Annotated in this window: 14 protein-coding genes; 8 read left to right on the forward strand and 6 right to left on the reverse strand. The window is 61.6% G+C overall.

The window, feature by feature from the left end; genetic code table 11:
- Window positions 1–59 precede the first annotated feature (59 nt).
- Both G3N58_RS11465 and G3N58_RS11470 read left to right on the forward strand, forming a co-directional pair.
- Window positions 60–1,037, forward strand: a complete 978-nt coding sequence (locus tag G3N58_RS11465; RefSeq protein WP_205988541.1) for a sugar ABC transporter permease — start codon at window positions 60–62, stop codon at window positions 1,035–1,037.
- Between the two features lie 10 nt (window positions 1,038–1,047).
- On the forward strand, window positions 1,048–1,899 hold the full coding sequence (locus G3N58_RS11470) for a carbohydrate ABC transporter permease (RefSeq protein ID WP_205999206.1): 852 nt from the start codon (window positions 1,048–1,050) through the stop codon (window positions 1,897–1,899).
- Window positions 1,900–2,001: 102 nt separating this feature from the next.
- Here G3N58_RS11470 and G3N58_RS11475 read toward each other — a convergent pair whose 3' ends face one another.
- Both G3N58_RS11475 and G3N58_RS11480 read right to left on the reverse strand, forming a co-directional pair.
- Window positions 2,002–2,679, reverse strand: coding sequence for an arylsulfatase (locus tag G3N58_RS11475; RefSeq protein ID WP_205999207.1), 678 nt, complete (start codon window positions 2,677–2,679; stop codon window positions 2,002–2,004).
- A 217-nt stretch (window positions 2,680–2,896) separates the two neighbouring features.
- Entirely contained in the window at window positions 2,897–5,092 is a 2,196-nt protein-coding gene (locus tag G3N58_RS11480) for a hypothetical protein (RefSeq protein WP_205999208.1), read from the reverse strand.
- Window positions 5,093–5,893: 801 nt separating this feature from the next.
- On the opposite strand from G3N58_RS11480, the gene G3N58_RS11485 reads away from it, so the two are divergent.
- The 6 genes from G3N58_RS11485 (at window position 5,894) to G3N58_RS11510 (ending at window position 10,319) form a co-directional block, all read left to right on the forward strand.
- The gene (locus tag G3N58_RS11485) at window positions 5,894–6,226 is read left to right on the forward strand and encodes a DUF2322 family protein (RefSeq protein ID WP_205999209.1); all 333 of its coding nucleotides are present in this window, start codon (window positions 5,894–5,896) and stop codon (window positions 6,224–6,226) included.
- Between the two features lie 264 nt (window positions 6,227–6,490).
- Window positions 6,491–6,781, forward strand: coding sequence for a hypothetical protein (locus tag G3N58_RS11490; protein ID WP_167043752.1), 291 nt, complete (start codon window positions 6,491–6,493; stop codon window positions 6,779–6,781).
- A 61-nt stretch (window positions 6,782–6,842) separates the two neighbouring features.
- The gene (locus G3N58_RS11495; RefSeq protein ID WP_167043754.1) at window positions 6,843–6,986 is read left to right on the forward strand and encodes a hypothetical protein; all 144 of its coding nucleotides are present in this window, start codon (window positions 6,843–6,845) and stop codon (window positions 6,984–6,986) included.
- 111 nt (window positions 6,987–7,097) lie between these two features.
- Entirely contained in the window at window positions 7,098–7,325 is a 228-nt protein-coding gene (locus G3N58_RS11500) for a hypothetical protein (RefSeq protein ID WP_167043756.1), read from the forward strand.
- Between the two features lie 376 nt (window positions 7,326–7,701).
- Window positions 7,702–8,640, forward strand: coding sequence for a M23 family metallopeptidase (locus G3N58_RS11505; protein ID WP_241017072.1), 939 nt, complete (start codon window positions 7,702–7,704; stop codon window positions 8,638–8,640).
- A gap of 812 nt (window positions 8,641–9,452) precedes the next feature.
- Window positions 9,453–10,319 (forward strand): sterol desaturase family protein, encoded by an 867-nt coding sequence (locus tag G3N58_RS11510; protein WP_167043760.1) that lies wholly within the window; start codon window positions 9,453–9,455, stop codon window positions 10,317–10,319.
- Between the two features lie 94 nt (window positions 10,320–10,413).
- Here G3N58_RS11510 and G3N58_RS11515 read toward each other — a convergent pair whose 3' ends face one another.
- From G3N58_RS11515 to G3N58_RS11530, 4 genes are all read right to left on the reverse strand, one after another.
- A complete protein-coding gene (locus tag G3N58_RS11515; RefSeq protein WP_167283127.1) occupies window positions 10,414–11,583 on the reverse strand; it encodes an MFS transporter in 1,170 nt (389 codons plus the stop codon).
- Window positions 11,580–12,374 (reverse strand): DeoR/GlpR family DNA-binding transcription regulator, encoded by a 795-nt coding sequence (locus G3N58_RS11520; RefSeq protein ID WP_167043764.1) that lies wholly within the window; start codon window positions 12,372–12,374, stop codon window positions 11,580–11,582. The genes G3N58_RS11515 and G3N58_RS11520 overlap by 4 nt, the downstream gene beginning before the upstream one ends.
- A 91-nt stretch (window positions 12,375–12,465) precedes the next feature.
- The gene (locus G3N58_RS11525; RefSeq protein ID WP_205999211.1) at window positions 12,466–14,007 is read right to left on the reverse strand and encodes a PepSY domain-containing protein; all 1,542 of its coding nucleotides are present in this window, start codon (window positions 14,005–14,007) and stop codon (window positions 12,466–12,468) included.
- Window positions 14,008–14,051: 44 nt separating this feature from the next.
- Window positions 14,052–16,523 carry a TonB-dependent receptor gene (locus G3N58_RS11530; RefSeq protein ID WP_205999212.1) on the reverse strand — a complete coding sequence of 824 codons (2,472 nt, stop codon included), beginning with the start codon at window positions 16,521–16,523 and terminating at the stop codon, window positions 14,052–14,054.
- Window positions 16,524–16,540 lie beyond the last annotated feature (17 nt).

Genomic DNA, 16,540 nt, shown 5'->3' on the forward strand with positions numbered 1-16,540 from the left:
GCCGCGAGGCCGCCGTTCGCCGTTGGGGATTGGAAACAGATCGGATCGGGAGAGTGATCGTGTCGCATTCCGTGAGCCGTCATAGCGTCGATGGTCCTGTTGAACCTGACGGGCCGGGCTCGCCCGTGCCCGGCGGCATGGTGGGCGGCGGCGCGCGGGTCGCATCGCGCCGCCGTGGTCCGACGCCGACCGCGCGGCGCCAGCGGCGCGCTGCGTTCCTGTTTCTCGCGCCGGCCTGCATCATGGTCGCCGTGTACGTGGTGTGGCCGATCCTCTCGACGATCCGCCTGAGCTTTTTCAACTGGGACGGTATGACCGAACCGTCGTTCATCGGTCTCGCGAACTACGTCGAACTGTTCCATACGCCGACGTTCTACACGGCACTCAGAAACAATCTCATCTGGCTCGTGCTGTTTCTGCTCGCTCCGCCGATGGGGCTCGCCGTCGCGCTGTATCTGAATCAGGCGGTGGCCGGCATTCGCATCGTGAAGTCGCTGTTCTTCGCACCGTTCGTGCTGTCGGGTGTCGTGGTCGGTCTGATCTTTTCGTGGTTCTACGATCCGACCTTCGGCCTGCTCGCGATGATTCTCGGTCATGGCGTGCCGGTACTCGGCGACCCGCGTTACGCGACGTTCGGCATCGTATTCGCGGCGCTGTGGCCACAAACCGCGTATTGCATGATTCTTTATCTGACCGGCCTCACCGCATTGAACGGCGAGCAGATCGAAGCCGCCCGCATGGAAGGCGCGCATGGCTGGTCGATGCTGTGGCACGTAATCCTGCCGCAATTGCGGCCGACCACGTTCATGGCGATCGTCGTGACGATCATCGGCGCGCTGCGCAGCTTCGATCTGATTTCGGTGATGACGGGCGGCGGCCCGTTCGAAAGCTCGACCGTGCTCGCGTACTTCATGTACGACCAGGCTATCAAGTACTACCGCATCGGCTATTCGGCGGCGATTGCGGTCGTGCTGTTCGGCATCATGCTCGTGTACATCGTCTATCATCTGCGGCGGATGCTGCGCGCCGAGCAATAAGGAGCGGCTCATGTTTCCGATGCCCATCGACAAATGGAAGCCGGCCACGCGCCGCGCGTACAAACTGACCTTGCCGGTCGCGCTGCTGATCTGGTTGCTGCCGATGATCGCGGTACTCGTTACGTCCGTGCGTTCGACCGAGGAATTGAGCGAGGGCAACTATTGGGGATGGCCGAAGCACTTCGCGATGTTCGATAACTATCGCGAGGCGTTGACCACCTCGCCGATGCTGCATTACTTCTGGAATAGCGTGCTGATTACGGTGCCGTCCGTTATCGGCTCGATCGCGCTCGCCGCGATGGCGGGCTTTGCGCTCGCGATCTATCGCTTTCGCGGCAACTCGACGCTGTTCGCGACGTTCGTCGCGGGCAATTTTGTCCCGATTCAGGTGCTGATGATTCCGGTGCGCGATCTGTCGTTGCAACTCGGTCTATTCAATACCGTAAGCGCGCTGATTCTGTTTCACGTCTCGTTTCAGACCGGTTTTTGCGCGCTGTTTCTGCGTAACTTCATCAAGCAGTTGCCGTTCGAACTTGTCGAAGCCGCACGTATTGAAGGCGCGAACGAATGGACGGTGTTCTTCCGCATCGTATTGCCGTTGATTCGTCCCGCGCTTGCTGCATTGGCGATTCTCGTGTTTACGTTCGTGTGGAACGACTATTTCTGGGCATTGTGTCTGACGCAGGGCGATGATGCCGCACCGATCACGGTCGGCGTCGCCGCGCTGAAAGGGCAGTGGACGACCGCATGGAATCTCGTTTCGGCGGGTTCGATTCTGGCTGCGCTGCCCTCGGTTGCGATGTTCTTCGCTATGCAGAAGCATTTCGTCGCGGGGCTGACGTTCGGGGCGACGAAAGGATGAATACGAGGCGCGTTGCTCGCTGAGAGGTTGAGTGGAGAAGGGTTGCACGCGTAAGCGGGCTTTTTTGTCACTCTTCCTTGGACCGGGTTCTTTCGGTCTGCTCTATCTGGCCTTGCCGACGCGTCGCAGTGCGACATTCAACGCGGCACGCGCACTGTCGAGCGGCCGTTTGCCGTTGCTCGCCTCGCTCGCGAGATAAGCGGCCGGCGCCATCCACGGATGAGCAAATGCGACGACCGTTGCGCCCGCCGCATACGCGTCAGCGGCAGCCGATGCGATAGCCGCAAAGCAGTCGTTCATATCGCCGCTTTTGAACAGCGTCCAAACCAGCGGGGTATGTACGATTTCCACCGCGATTTCCGTCGACGCGGCGCTTTCGCTCGCATACTGCGTGAAAAGCTTGCGATTGGATTCGAGCGCGGCTTCGGCCGCGCATAACACGGCGATCTTGCCATTTGGCCCGGCCGATTCGGCGGCCCATGCAGCCAGTGCGGCATCTGTTCTGACGACAGGCACTGGCGCATTGCCGATTTCGGCAACCGCGGGCCCCAGCGTCGCGCAAGTCAGAATCACGGCATCGGCATTGGCCGCGAGGTCGAGAAGCGTACGGCACGTTTGCGCTTTTACATCGGCAGAGAATGTGCCGGCCCGCTCGACTGCTTCGCGAAGATCCGCGCGTACGAGATGCTGAAGATCGTCCGGCCGTAAACCGAGTTCCGTGGCTGCCTGTTCGAATACCTGTCTATTACTGTCTATCGTGTGCAGAAAGGAAATGCGCATGGCTTTGAGCTCCGGTGATGTGCCCGAGTCGAATGGCGCGTCGGGTTCATTGCATTCGTACACATTGTTCCGATGCCGCATTTCTTTAGCAAGGCAACATCGCCTACTGGTATGACTGCTACCCCCTTCGTCCGCAAACCGGCGGAAAACAGCCGGCGAGCCTGCAAAATAACAAGGCCGGCCTTCTCGCGAAGGCAGGCCTTCTCACCTAAGCCGCTCAGGCCGGATCAGCGTACTTCAGTGTCCACGTGAACGTGCGGTTGGCGCCGCCCGTCAGCGCGAACGGCTGGGTCTTACACACGAAATTGGAATGTAGCTGTCCAATCGGCGTGGTCGACAACGGGTTGGTCGTCCCGTTCACGGTGTCGAATTGCGACAGCGCGCAATTGTCGAAACCGGTGGTGGCGTAATTGGTGGCGGGGCTATTCGTGTAGTTGACCGAGAAGCCGTCGCCGCCCGCGGTGGTGTTCTGGAAGTCCGCGAAAGACGAGAAGTCCGTTTCCACCGACAGGTTGCCCGTCAACGTGCCCGAATTCAGCGTATCGCTGCGCGTGATCGTGCCGTGGCTGAAGGTCACGATCGTATGCACCTGCAGATCGATATCTGTCGTGTACAGCGCGTTTTTCGCGGCTTGCCTGAATTTCGCCGTGTCGAACGTGACGACGACTTCGCCGTTATTTTCCTGCACGTTCAGGTTCTTATAGTACGTGACGGGAATATAGGTTTTGCCGTTATACGACACCTGCGGAATCAGCAACGCGTAGGCGAGGTCGGTCGTGCCGTACGCGAGTTGATCCGAAGACGGCACCGGATAGTACGGTGTGTACGAGTTGTAGTCGGGCGCCTGGCTCAGGTTGAAGTTGATGACGCGCTTGCCGTCGCGAACCGTGATGAGCGCCGCGCTATACGGATGCGCGGTATCGGTCGGCTGGTTGTACCAGGTCAGCGTGTAATGCGGCTTCGTGTTGAGATAGGTTTGCATGTCGGTATCGGGCAGCGGTGCCTTGCCGTTGAAGCCGAGCTTGTCCCACCATGCGTTGACGTACATGAACTGATGCAGCAGGCTGAAGTTTTCGCCCATCACGCGCGGCTTGCCGCGATACGAGTCGGTGCCCCGGCCCTTGACCCACATGTTCACCGACGGCGTCGGCAAGGTCGGGTCGTACCAGAAGTTGCTGTAGCGATAAGCCGCCTTGTAGATGTACGAGTAGGCCACCTGCATTTCCTGCGGCGTGAGGACGCCCACATTGGCCGCCGCGGTCAGCACTTCCATGAATGCCGTATCGCCGTACGGGCCGATCGAGCGGCCGTAGTTGAAGCCCTGGCCGTTCGTATTGAGCTGCGGAAGAATGAGATCGACCGAGTTGCGCAGATACTGCTTCAGCTCCGGCGTCAGATTGGCCTCGTTACCCATTTCCAGCGTGCGCTCGGTCACTTCGCCGATCAGCAACGTGCTGTAGCGGTCGTAGCGCGCCTGGTCGTAATAAGTCGTGTGCGTGTTCGAGGCTTCGTCGGAGAAGCCGCCCGTCGAGTCGTTGCGGATATGTTTCGTGAGCGTGTAGAGCAGTGCGTCGCGCGCGCCCATTGTGGCGACGGTCGGGTCGGTCGTTGAAGAAAACGTCGGATTGCTCCAGCCGAGTTTCTGGCGCAGCCCCGCGATACCGTACGACACCGCGTAGTAGTTCTGCGCGGTATTGAGCGAGGCGACGTCAATCGGGGTGCCGGCGGCCGGGCAGGTATTCTTTTGCCCGCTCGCGTCGGGGCCGAACATGTCGCAGAAGGTCAGGCGGTTTTGCAGCGTGGTCAGCATCGCGTCGCTGAACACTTCGTGCAGCATGCCATGCGCGTTGAAATTGTTGAGCGCGACGAGATAGTAGTACTCGCCCCAGGACGTATTCGCATACGTGTAATTGGCGCCCGTCATTTGCGTCATCATCGCGGTCGTGATCTTCTGATACGTCGCCAGATAATCCGCATAGGCCGGATCACCCTTCGTCTTCATATCGATCAGAATCCACGACAGGCCGAGCGCGAGCTTGCCGGGCAGGAATTTGTCGCCGGTGTTCGTATCGAGTACGTGAACCGGGTTGCCGTCGCCGAGATCCATGACCACTTGCGTGAAATCGGGCGATTTCCGGATCAGATCGAATAGCGCGCGCATCTGGCCCATCATCGTGATCGGAATGCCGGCGCCGTCCGGCACGCTGGTGTCGGCCTGACCGTAGACGATGCCGTGCAGCGAAATCGCGCCGTTTTGGGACGGATCGGGCGTGGGCGTCGTGGTGGACGGCGAACTCGGGGAGCTGGGTGCAGCGGGCGAACTGTCGTTCGTGCTGCCGCCACAGGCGGTGATCAACAGGGCGGTGGCGGCACTGAGAGTAAGCGCAAGCGTGGTTTTCTTCGGTGAAAGCATGTCGTCTCCAGATTTTGATTTGATGGTGCGGATTCAATTGCCGGTTTTTAATGGTTTTTTATTTTCATCCCCTGGTCGGATTAATGAATTAAGTGATTTTTAAAATCTCGCTGGTACGGGTTTTAAAAATACTAAACATCAGTCGTCATATAACTAAAATCAATAGGCAAAAAGATGCCCGTGCAGCGGGGCGAGTAATGCCCCCGTTGCGTGGCATTTTTACCAATCTTCTTTCCTTGTCTGGCGGGCGTCTCCTAGGTGGATCGCTGCTGTGCGCAGCATGAAGATTACGGTAACGCGTGTTTTTTGCGTTACAGAAACATTCGTAAGTTATAGGAGATCATATCTCAAAGAAGATTGCAAGCAGTCGAAATAACGCTGAAGGCATAACTGGGCGCGCCTGAATCCGCGATGAATGGCCGTTTGCTGCTTCTAAATGGGTCTTTTGAATGCCGTTTTTAGTGGGCTTTCGTCGTCGATTATCAAGGGCGATTTATTGTGCTTGATATCGTTAGTCTTCCGAAGCTTTGTGTCCTGTGCTCTGATGTCGCGTTGCTTTCGTGCGGATGCTGTTTTGCTTCGAAAATGATTACAGGGTAGGTGTTCTTGCTCGCATCGAGGATCTGAAGTTAAACGTTTTCCTTGTCTCTGCGGCCTGAAAATCGACGCCGAAAATTATCCGGGATTACTGAATATCTGTGGCGTCCGGCGCGCTGTTCTGAGCGATTGCCGGCGGTTTGAGCCACCCATCGGCTAAGATACGGCCCGCCTCGCATTTTTTAGAAAAAAGGAGTGGTTTCGATGTTCCAACCAAGCAACGTATTCAAGGAAAATCTTGCGCAGATGCCTGCGATCGACGGCATCGCGCGCATCGATCTGGTCGACGGCAAGGGCACCGTGGTCGCCAGCATCGAGAACAAGCCGGGCAAGCAGGGCTCGCTCGCGGTCTACAACTATCTGCATGCCACGTTCGGTGCGCTGGACTCCAAGGCAGCCGAATACGGCCTCGCGCTCTTCGCCGAACATACGGCCGACGCGCGCAACCGTCCGGGCGCGCACCCGAGCGTCGATCATCTGCTCGCCATCGCGGCTGACGCCGAGGCCCTGCGTATCGACGTTGTCGCGGCGGCCTGAGGCTGCCTGAAGTTCTCTGAAAGCGTACGGCAGGTTAGACGTTTTCCTGCCGTTGCCGTGAGTTTTCCGCAAGTTTCCCGCAAGCTCCGATGCGCCCGCGAACGGGATTCGCGGCCTGTCGGGCCCTTATTTAAGTAAAAACCCTGATTTTTTCGATCGCAGTGGATTGGCTTCACAATCGGCTTCTATTCGACGAATTGAAAAGCCGGCGGCCGGCGCACACTGGGTTCGTGCCATTCGCGTTCACTGCGCCAGGAGTGTCAGATGTCTTCCCGCCACGATAAAAGCCGTCAATTCGAAGCCGGCCTGCCGGAATTTGCCACCCCGGAGCGGGGCAGCCCGTTGTCCGGTCCCGATGCGGAGATCATGCGCGAGTTGCAGCACCGCTCCGAAGCCGTATTGCGCCTGGCGACCGAAACCCACGCCGCCGTTGCGCGCAGCGACGCGGCCGGCGCCGAGTTCGCGCGCCGATCGCTTGCAACGCAGTTGACGCTGACGACCGGCCTGATCGACGAACTGCTGTTCGGCGAGTCAGGCGAGTCCGTGCTGCATTGACGGCTTCAGCACATCCGGTACTTCGGTATTAACCCGCACTCCCCATTCTCCGGAGACTGACATGAGCGCTCTGACGGTAGTTCTTTGCATCTGGGCGATGCTGGCTTTTTGCGCGATCCTGTTCATTCGCGGCGCAAGTCCGCGTATCGAGCCCGTGGCGAAAGAGCCGGGCCGCCGTCCCTCGCGCTATTCGATTGCCGAGTAATTTCACCCGGTCAATCACAGCCGGTCAACGGCGTCGAACCAACGGGGTAACATGAAGTGCGGAGCGCTTGTGCTGAACGGCGCTGCCGATGTTGCCACCGGAGGTTCTCGCATGGACACACATTCGATTCTCGGCATGATGCATGCCGAAGAGGCTTTGCTGGTCTCCATCGTGCGCTCGCTGCCAGCGGACATCCGGCGCAAGATCGCCAATGACTTTCACGAGCAGGCGCAACTCGCCGAAACCTCGCATCTGAATCCGACGACGAACCGCGAAGCGGGCGACGCGTTCAAGGCGCATGTCCGTCGTCTGTCGAACATGCTTGCTTCGTTATCTTGACTAAATGCGCCGAATGTAATGAATGAGGCGAAGGCGCGCATGCGCGCCGGCCTCGTTCGCGTGAATGGCTTTCGGTGCAATGGTCTGCAAGGCCCGGGCGATGCCGTCCCAGGTGGCGCTTTGCGCACCTGCTTATTGGGGGCAGCTTAAGCCTGACTTAAGAAAGCATCCATAGGCTTCCAGCAGCCTCATGCAGCGTCTCGCGCAGTACCCGGAGATGCTGTTCCAACGAAACCGCCGTGCATGCCTCTCGCGCCTGCGACGGTCGACCGCTTAGCCTTAGTCAATGCCTCTATCCGTAGCCCGCATCCTGCCGGGGCGCGCCAGCAAAATCATTGTTGTATGTGCAATGAGCTCGGTGTGCGCGGCGTACCTGATGACTCACGACCATGCCGCGCGCAACGACGAACCCGACGTTTCGCTGGTGAGCAAGGATTCGACGACCGCCGCCGCGCGTTTACCGGCGACGACTGCACCGATTCCGCAACCGCCCGCGTTCACCGTTAAAAAGGCGCCGATCGAACGCAACTTCGCGGCGGCCACGCAAAGCCTCGGCGTCGATGCCGGTACCACGGCGATTCTGGTCCGTGCGTTCCATAACGAACTCGACCTGACGCGCGACCCGCAACCGGGCGACCAGGTGAGCGCGGTGTTCGACAACAACGGCGGTGGCGACAAAGCCGCCGCCACGCAGGGCAACGGCGGGAGTGCTTCCATCGCGTCCGCGCGCGAACCGCTCGCGGTTCGCATCGTGCGCGGATCGGCCACGCACGACGTGTTTCTGTACAAGGACCTGCACGGCCAGCCGCTCTATTACACGAAAGACGGCGCGAGCACGAAGCCCGCCTTCGATCGATATCCGCTGGCTTTCACGCGCGTGTCATCCGGTTTTTCGTTGCGTCGCTTCGATCCGGTCGCACATCGTTGGCAAAGTCATAACGGTGTCGATCTCGCCGCGCCTCCCGGCACGCCCGTGCATGCGACGGCGCGAGGCGTGATCCGCTTTATCGGCCGTCAGACCGGTTACGGCAAAGTCGTCGTTATCGAGAATCCCGCACCGTATTCGACGACGTTCGCGCATTTGTCGCGTTTTGCGAAAGGGCTGCGGCGCGGCAGTCATGTCGCGCGTAATCAGGTGATCGGCTATGTCGGCGAGACCGGTTGGGCGACCGGGCCGCATCTGCATTACGAGGTGCACGTCGACAATGTGCCGCAAGACCCGTTGACGGTCGGACTGCCGGAGAAAACGCCGCTGCGCGCCGGGGAGTTGCAGCAATTCGAGGCCCGCGTTGCGCAATTGACGGCGCTGCTATGAAACGGGAATGGCCGCTGTCCGGGTTCGGTCTCAGCTTTGCGACACGCCGGTCCGCGCCAGGTAATCGCTACTCCGTCGCGTAACGCGCAGGCAATTCTGACCGGAGTACCCGGCAAACCTTTGCCGCTCAACATCGATACGGGTTTTCCCGCGCGCCTCGAATCAATGCAGGCCGACGCGCGCGACGGCATCGCTGCACCATGGTGGTGTCTCAATTCCGACTCATCGCGTGCGATCGGGCCCACGCGATACGCGCTGCGAAAGCTCAGATCATTTGCCGGCAAGGTTTGCAGCATCATGGCACGGCCGTTGCAATAAGAGCGGCACAAGAACCAGATACGCTGCAACCGGCAAGCACGTAGTGAATAACAGCCGACAGCAGCACATGTCTTCGTGATTCGCGTTCGGGGAGATTGACGCGTCTTGCGAGGGGCGGCGGGGCCAACTCAGGGCGGATGTCAATAAACAACGACGCGAGTGAGCGATGCGAAAGCATCGGTCACTCGCGATCATGACAACGTGAAGCGATGACCTCGCCACTTTTTACGTCCTCGTGGACGGCGTCGAATTTACCGTAAGTTCACGGTAAAGCATCGGCGCGATGCCGCCGATTCGTGGGGCTGGCGCTTGCGTGCCGGCCGGCAGGCTGCGAAGATCACGCTAACGCTCCTGCCGTTGCCGACTCTCCGGTGTGCGTGCTTCCTGTTTGCGATGGTTCGAACTGCTCATGTTGAGCCGGAGCAAGCCGTTCACGCGAATGCGCGCGCAGGAGCCGTCAATACACGGTATGCATCGTCCGCCCGGGGAATTCCATGTTCGCGTCGATCCCGTTTCCTGAATTGCTGCACCACGCGAGCCTCTGGCTGAAAGCCTACGCACTCGCGCTGCTGACGATGGGCATCGGTGCATGGCTCGAGCGCCGCTGGCCGGCCGCGTTGCTGCAATCGCGCGCGGGGCAACGGTTGAACATGGCGTACGCGGGAGTGTATCTGGCGCTTGTCGAGGCCGCGAAGCCGCTCGCGGCAGCGGCCAGTGTCGCGATCGTGAATGCGTTCGGCGGCGGCATGGTGGTGCTCGTGTCGCAAGGGTGGGGCGCGCTGGCGTCGTTCGTGATCGTGCTGCTGACGATCGATCTGCTCGAATACGCGTTTCATCGCCTGCAGCACACGTGGCCCGTGTTGTGGAAGCTGCATTCGCTGCACCATAGCGCGGTGGATTTCAACGTGACGATCACGCTGCGGCATCACTGGCTCGAAGTACTGATTAAGGGCTGCCTGCTTTATCCGATCGTCGGCGTGCTGTTCAGGGTCGAACCGTGGATCGTCGGCGCGACCTCGGTCGTGTTCCTCTTTGGCAACTACTTCTCGCATCTGAATCTGCGCGTGGACCTCGGCCGCTACGTCACGTGGGTCAGCAATCCGCAGTATCACCGTTTGCATCACTCGATCCGCGCGGAGCATCTCAATCACAACTTCGCGCAATTGCTGCCGATGTGGGACCACGTATTCGGCACGCGGTGGGTGCCCGCGAAACATGAATGGCCGGTTACGGGTCTCGACGACGGCACGCAGCCGCGCTCGCTGCTTGGCGCGTTGAGCTGGCCGTTAGGTGTCCATGCCAGGCGCGAGGCGGTGCCTGTTCGCAAGCCGCTCGCGTTGCTGGACAAGGAAACGGAATGACATTGGCGGCCTGGGAAGCCGCGCGGTGAAGCAACGGTGCAGCGGCTATGTGAATCGGCTATGAAGCGGCGCGGTTGCAAAGCCGGTTCGCGCGCTATGCGGCAGGCTGCGCGTTGCGCACGGCTTTGCCGCCCAATAGCGAAACGATCAACGTAGCCATCACGAGCAGGCACAGCGCGACGCGCAAGCCGAGCCAGCCTGCGCCGAGGCCGATTAGCGGCGGTCCGACCAGAAAGCCCGCGTAACCGGCCGTGGCCGCCATCGAGACGCCGATCGCGGGCGTCGCGGTCGAGCGGCCGGCCGCGCTGAAAATTACCGGCACGATATTCGCGAGACCGATGCCGATCATCGCGAAGCCGACGCACGCGGTCAGCACTGTCGGCAGGCTCAATACCAGCGCGAGCCCGGCCAGCGCGATCAGGCCGCCGAGCGCGACGACCCTGCTCGAACCGAAGCGGCGCACCGAGGCATCGCCGGCGATCCGGCAGGCCGCCATCGAAAACGCAAACGCGGAGTAGCCGATAGCGGCGACGCTCGCTTCCTGATTCAGGGCCGAGCGCAGATACACCGCGCTCCAGTCGGCCACCGCGCCTTCCACGAGCATGCAGAGAAACGCGAGCATCGCCAGTTTCATCACGCCGCTGTCGGGCCATGCGAAGCCGCTCGACGTGGCGGCCGCGCGCGCGCCGACATCGCGCAATGCCAGCGACGCGGAAAAAACGATCAGGATTGCGATGCATAGGTCGGGCGCCAGCAGTCCGCCGATCACCCCGATGCCGTTCTTCTGCAACATGGCGCCGGTTGCGGCGCCGAGCAGACCGCCGGCGCTCCATGCCGCATGAAACGACGACATGATCGGCGCGCGCCACTGTGTTTCGATGGCACTCGCGTGTCCGTTCATCGACACGTCGAGCGCGCCATTCGACGCCCCCAGCACGAACAGCACGGCACACAGCGCCGCCATGCCGGGCGCGAGCGCGGGCAATGGCAAGGCGATGGCGAAGGCCACGCCGAGCAGCGCGGTCGCGCGGCCGCTGCCGAAGCGTGGCGCGAGTTGTCCCGCGAGCGGCATGGCGACGATCGCGCCGAGCGCGAAGCAGAACAGCGCGATGCCGAGCGCCGCGTCGCCAAGCGCGAGGCTTTCCTTGATGCGCGGCACTTCGACCGCCCATGCGCCGATGCCGAAACCGTTGGCGAGAAAGATGCCGATCGTCGCGATGCGTTCCTTGACCGGCTTGCCGCGCGAGTTGTCGGGCGTCGTCATGAACGTGCCACCGTCACGTTGTCGCAGACGGCTTCGAGGCGCTTGAGCCGCGCGCGCGGCACGTCGGCCTCGACGAACAGATAGTCGATCGCCGATGCGGGCGCGACCGCGAACGGTGCTGCCGTCATGAGTTTTTCCGACGTCAGCGCGATGGCGATCCGGCCGCTGGACTTGACCATCGCGCGTTTCAATTCGGCATCCTCTGCGTCGAATGCAGCGACGCCTTCCTCGGGATCGAGCGCACAGGCGCCGAGAAAGCAGAGGTCGGCGCGAATCTGCTGGACTTGCAGCAGTGCGGTTGCGCCGAGCGAGCCGGCCGCGCCGCGAGCAATACGCCCGCCGACGAGTATCACGTCGAAACCGGTCCGGTTCAGCAAACGCGTGCCGGCTTCGGGCGAATTCGTCACGACGGTGAGATCGGCGTTCTCGGGAAGGGCTTCTGCAATCGCGACGTTTGTCGAGCCGGCGTCGAGCAGAATGATCTGCTTCGGCCGCACAATCGATGCAGCTGCCGTGGCGAGGCGCGCCTTGCGATCGACGGCTTCGTGCATGCGGAGCGCGGCTGGTTTGTCGGCGGGCGAGATCAGCAGGGCGCCGCCGTATACGCGCTTGCAGTGCCCCTGGTCGGCGAGATCGCGCAGATGGCGGCGCACCGTGTGCTCCGAGGTCTGTAACTCGGCGGCGAGTTCCGCCGCCAGCACGCGACCGTGCGTGCGCAGGCGTTCGAGAATCAGCGCTTCGCGCTGCTCGGGCAGGAGTCCGTTGATGGCTTCCTCTCGCGTTCGCTGCATGGCGTCTCCTTGCTCGATGGGCTTGAATCGATCATAAACGAGCAAAATTTATCGTAAACGTGCAGTCGATGCAAGCGGAGCCGTCGCGGGCTCAGGCGATGCGTTGCTGGCCGCGCGCACTGCGGCCGAAGAATAGCCAGTCGAGCAGCCATACCGCGACGAGCGTCGCGCCCATCAGCGGAAAGACGACGCCGAGCAGAATGAGGCCGGCTTTCCAGCCGCGCATCGGCGGCGCGGCGCGTTCGCGCGACGGCGCGCCGAGCGTGCCGGACACACGCAGCGGCCGCCGTTTCCACCACATCACGCAGCCCGTCACCGCGAGCGCGGCGAGGCCGAGCGAAAGGGCCGCGCAGAGCAACTGGTTTGCCACGCCGAAATAGCGGCCCATATGCAACGACGTACCGTACGACACGGCCTTCGCGATGGCGCCATAGTCGCCGTAGCGGATGTCTTTCAGCACCGCGCCACTATATTGGTCGATATATAGCGTGCGTTCGTCTTTCGGATTCCCTGGGAAATAGGAAATGGTATAGACGCCGGTGGCGGAATTCGGCAGCACGATGCTGTAGCCGTCGGTGATGCCGAGAGAGGTGGCGAACGCGGCGATATGGCCGAGCGAAAGGGGCTGTGGCGCTTCGGCGCTTGCATCGGTTGCTGCATCGCGGGACGAGGGCACGGGTGCATTGCCGGCGGCCCACGGTTTGAGCGGCAGCGGCAGGTCGTCCATGACCATACCGGGCATCGAGTCCATGCGGGCGTGGGCTTCATGGGCGCCGTGCGCATCCTTTGCCTCTGCGTGGTCTGCGTGCGTACCCGGCAATGCGGAGCGCAGCGCCAGACCTTTCCATGCGCCCGGCGGCGCGCCGAGCTGCGCGGCAGTCGCGAGCGCCTTGAACTGCTTGCCCCACGAGCCGGTCCACGGCAGGCCCGTCAGCACGAAGGCGAGCGCGCCGAGCGCGAGCCAGATGCCGAGTGTCGCGTGGATGCTTTTCCAGAGCGGGCGCCCTGACAGCGACAGGCGCGGTGCCAGTGCGGCGCGCACGGTGGTTCCGGCGCGCGGCCACCAGAGCGCGACGCCGGTGCCGATCATCACGAGCGTCCAGCATGCGACCAGTTCCATCAGCAATTCGCCGGGTTTGCCGAGTAGCAGCTTGCGATGCAGCATGCGATCGACCTGCATGAAACGGCGCTCGACGCTCAGTGTGCCCAATGCCTCGCCGTTATACGGATTCAGATAGACGCTCTGTTGCGTGCGGTCCGCGAGACGGAAAACGAATTCGGCGCTGCGTTGCGCGTCGCTTGTGATAACCGAGGTCGTCGCGACGGCATCGGCCGGCATGGCCGCGCGCGCTTTCGCCAACAGTACGTTGGGGGGCAGCCTCGGCACCGCTTGCGGTGCGACGATCAGGCGGTGCCGATACAGCAGCGGCTCGATCTGCGGCTGGAAGCAATACAGCGTGCCGGTGACGGCCAGCACGAGCAGAAAGGGCATCACGAAGAGGCCGGCGTAAAAGTGCCAGCGCCATAGCGTTCGGTACCCCGAATACGTGGAACCGGTGTTCGCACCGGCGCTCGGGTCCGCGGTCGAATCGCGGGCAACGCGCTCGTGTTCAGCGGCATGAGTTGTGGACATGAAATCCTCGTCGGATAAGTTGGATCGATCGGTTCGCGTGCCGCCTACAGGCGCAGCTTCGCTTCCACATAGAACGTGCGGCCCGGATACGGGTGATAGACGAAGTAGCGCGCATCGAAGATGTTGTCGACGCCCACACCGATTTCGCTGAGCCGGGTCGGCTTGAAGGTGAACTTCGCATCCGCGACTGTGTACGTGCTGGTGCCGCCGAATACGTCGGGATTCGTGTCGGTATTCGTGAGCGTGTTGTACTGGCGTCCCGAATAGCGCGCGGCGAGCGTAAGCGCCGCGCGGGCATCGAAGTGATAGGTCGCGGCAATATCCGCGCGCCATAACGGAATGCGATAAAAGTACTTGCCGACGGTAGCCGGGTTCTGCGCATTGGCGATGATCTTCGACTGCGTATAGGCGACGCTGGCGAGCAGATCGAGGCCGTGCACCAGCACGTCCTCGCCGGAATAGCTCGTTTCGACGCCGCGCGAGCGCACCTTGCCGATGTTCTGGAAGTTCGTCACGTTGGGAATCACGGTGGTGTCGGTCTGACTGAAGATCGTGTTCTTCACGTCGTCCTGAAACAGCGAGAAGCGGAATAGGCCATTCCAGTGCGCCCATTCGGCACTCAGTTCTTTGGAAAGATCGTCCTCGGGCTGGAGATTCGGATTGTTGTTGACGATCGCGAAGCCGTTGATTTGCCCCTGGAACAGTTCGCTGACCGTCGGGAAACGGTACGCGCGGCCAATCGAGGCGCGCAAGGTCAGATCGTCGCTGAGGTCGAACGACAGCGACGCTTTCGGCGAGAAGTGGCGCTGGCTCGCCTCGCCGTACGAAACGGTCTGGCCCGGCAGCGATTGCGTGCCGTCGTAGGCTTGCCAGTCTTCATAGCGCACGCCGTAGACGAGCTTCCAGCGCGGCAGAAAACGCCATGCGTCCTGCGCGTAGAGCGCCTGCGTCTGCGTTTTGCCCGTGAAGGCGTTGGCGAATGACGCCGCGTTGCCGTCGCGCCAGTTCAGCGTGTTGTAGCTCTGGTTGTCGAGAAAGTAGTTGTCGTAGTGATAGCCGAAACTCAGCGCGTGATTGCCGAGTCCCGCCTCGTTCGTGAACGGTGTGTACGTGCCGCGCAGATCGAGTGTTTTCCAGCCCGTGCCGTCGCCGAACAGTACCGTGCCGGGACCATTGCCGGGACCATTGCCGGGGCCGCCGGCATTCGCCGTGCGCGCCACGCTATTGCCGATGTCGTAATACGAGGCGATCGCTTCGCCATTCCAGCCGGCTGCGTTGCGGGTTTTCAGCGACAGACCGTATAGCCAGTTTTCGCTGTGACCGAGACTCGGTGCAAAGGCGGCCGCGGGAATCGTGTAGTGATAGCCGTTGATCGACACGTTGCCGCTGTACACAGGATTACCGTTCGCGTCGCGCAGGAAGGTCGAGGTCTGGCTGTCGTAGGTCTGATGCCAGTAGCCGAGCGTGAAGCCGCCTTGCAGCGTCGGCGTGAAGTCGTACTGCATCTTCAGCTTGAACTGGTCCTGCACCGTGTGCTCGATGCCCTCGCCGTTGACGCCGAGTACGGCCGTCGGCGTATTGGTCTGGTTGTTGTAGAAGTACGCGCCGGTGACGGGCGTATCGCCCGCTTTCGCGGGTGTGCCCGATTGCGCGAGCGTCGCGAATTGCAGCGGCTGGCTCGTGTTCTCGAGATGATTCACGCCGAGCAGATACGAGAACTTGCCGATGCGGTCGCCGATCGACGCGCTCGCTTCCGTGCCGTTGAAATTCTGGTTGACGCCGTACAGGCTGAAGTGCTGCGTAAACGCCTTGACGTCCGCATCGGCCTCGAACTGCTTCGGCATGCGCGTGCTGATGAGCACGGTCGCGCCCAGCGAATTGCCCGGATAGAGCGCGGAAAACGGCCCGTAGATCACGTCGACCTGCTGGATCTCGTCGGGAAACACCATCGACCAGCGCGGCGGAAACGAATAACTATTGCCGAGCAGATTGCTCAGCATCAAACCGTCTGCATAGACGAGGCCGCGCGCACTTTGCGTATTGCTCGTGCCGCGCACCGCGATGATCGAATTCAGGTCGCCGATAAAGCGCTTGCGCACGGCCAGATTCGGCATGTACTTGAGCACGTCTTCGGTATTGGCGACGTTCCAGTTGGCGAACTGATTGCGCGTGACGGTTTCGACGGAAGCGGGCAGATTGGGATCGACGGCGCGCGGTGCGGCGCTCGTACTGGCGCTGACGCTGACCGTGGGCAGCGTCGCGTCCGGTTTGGCGTCGTCCGCTTGCGCGGGCGAGGCGACGAGGGCCGGCACGAGTGCCGAAGCGAGGAGCGGCCAATAAGCGGACCGACAAGTGGACCAACAAGCGGACGAATAAGCAGGCCAACAAGCTGGCCCATGACTCGCCCCGCGAGCGGACCGGCAAGCGGCGCGATGAACCGCGCGATAAGCGGAAGAAGCAAAGCCCGCGTCGCGGCGGACGCAAAGGGGCAGCCTTCGCAGGGCGAAGTCGAACATGAACGTTTCCTCGGTGC

Source organism: Paraburkholderia sp. Ac-20342 (genome assembly GCF_017104985.1).
GTDB lineage: Bacteria > Pseudomonadota > Gammaproteobacteria > Burkholderiales > Burkholderiaceae > Paraburkholderia.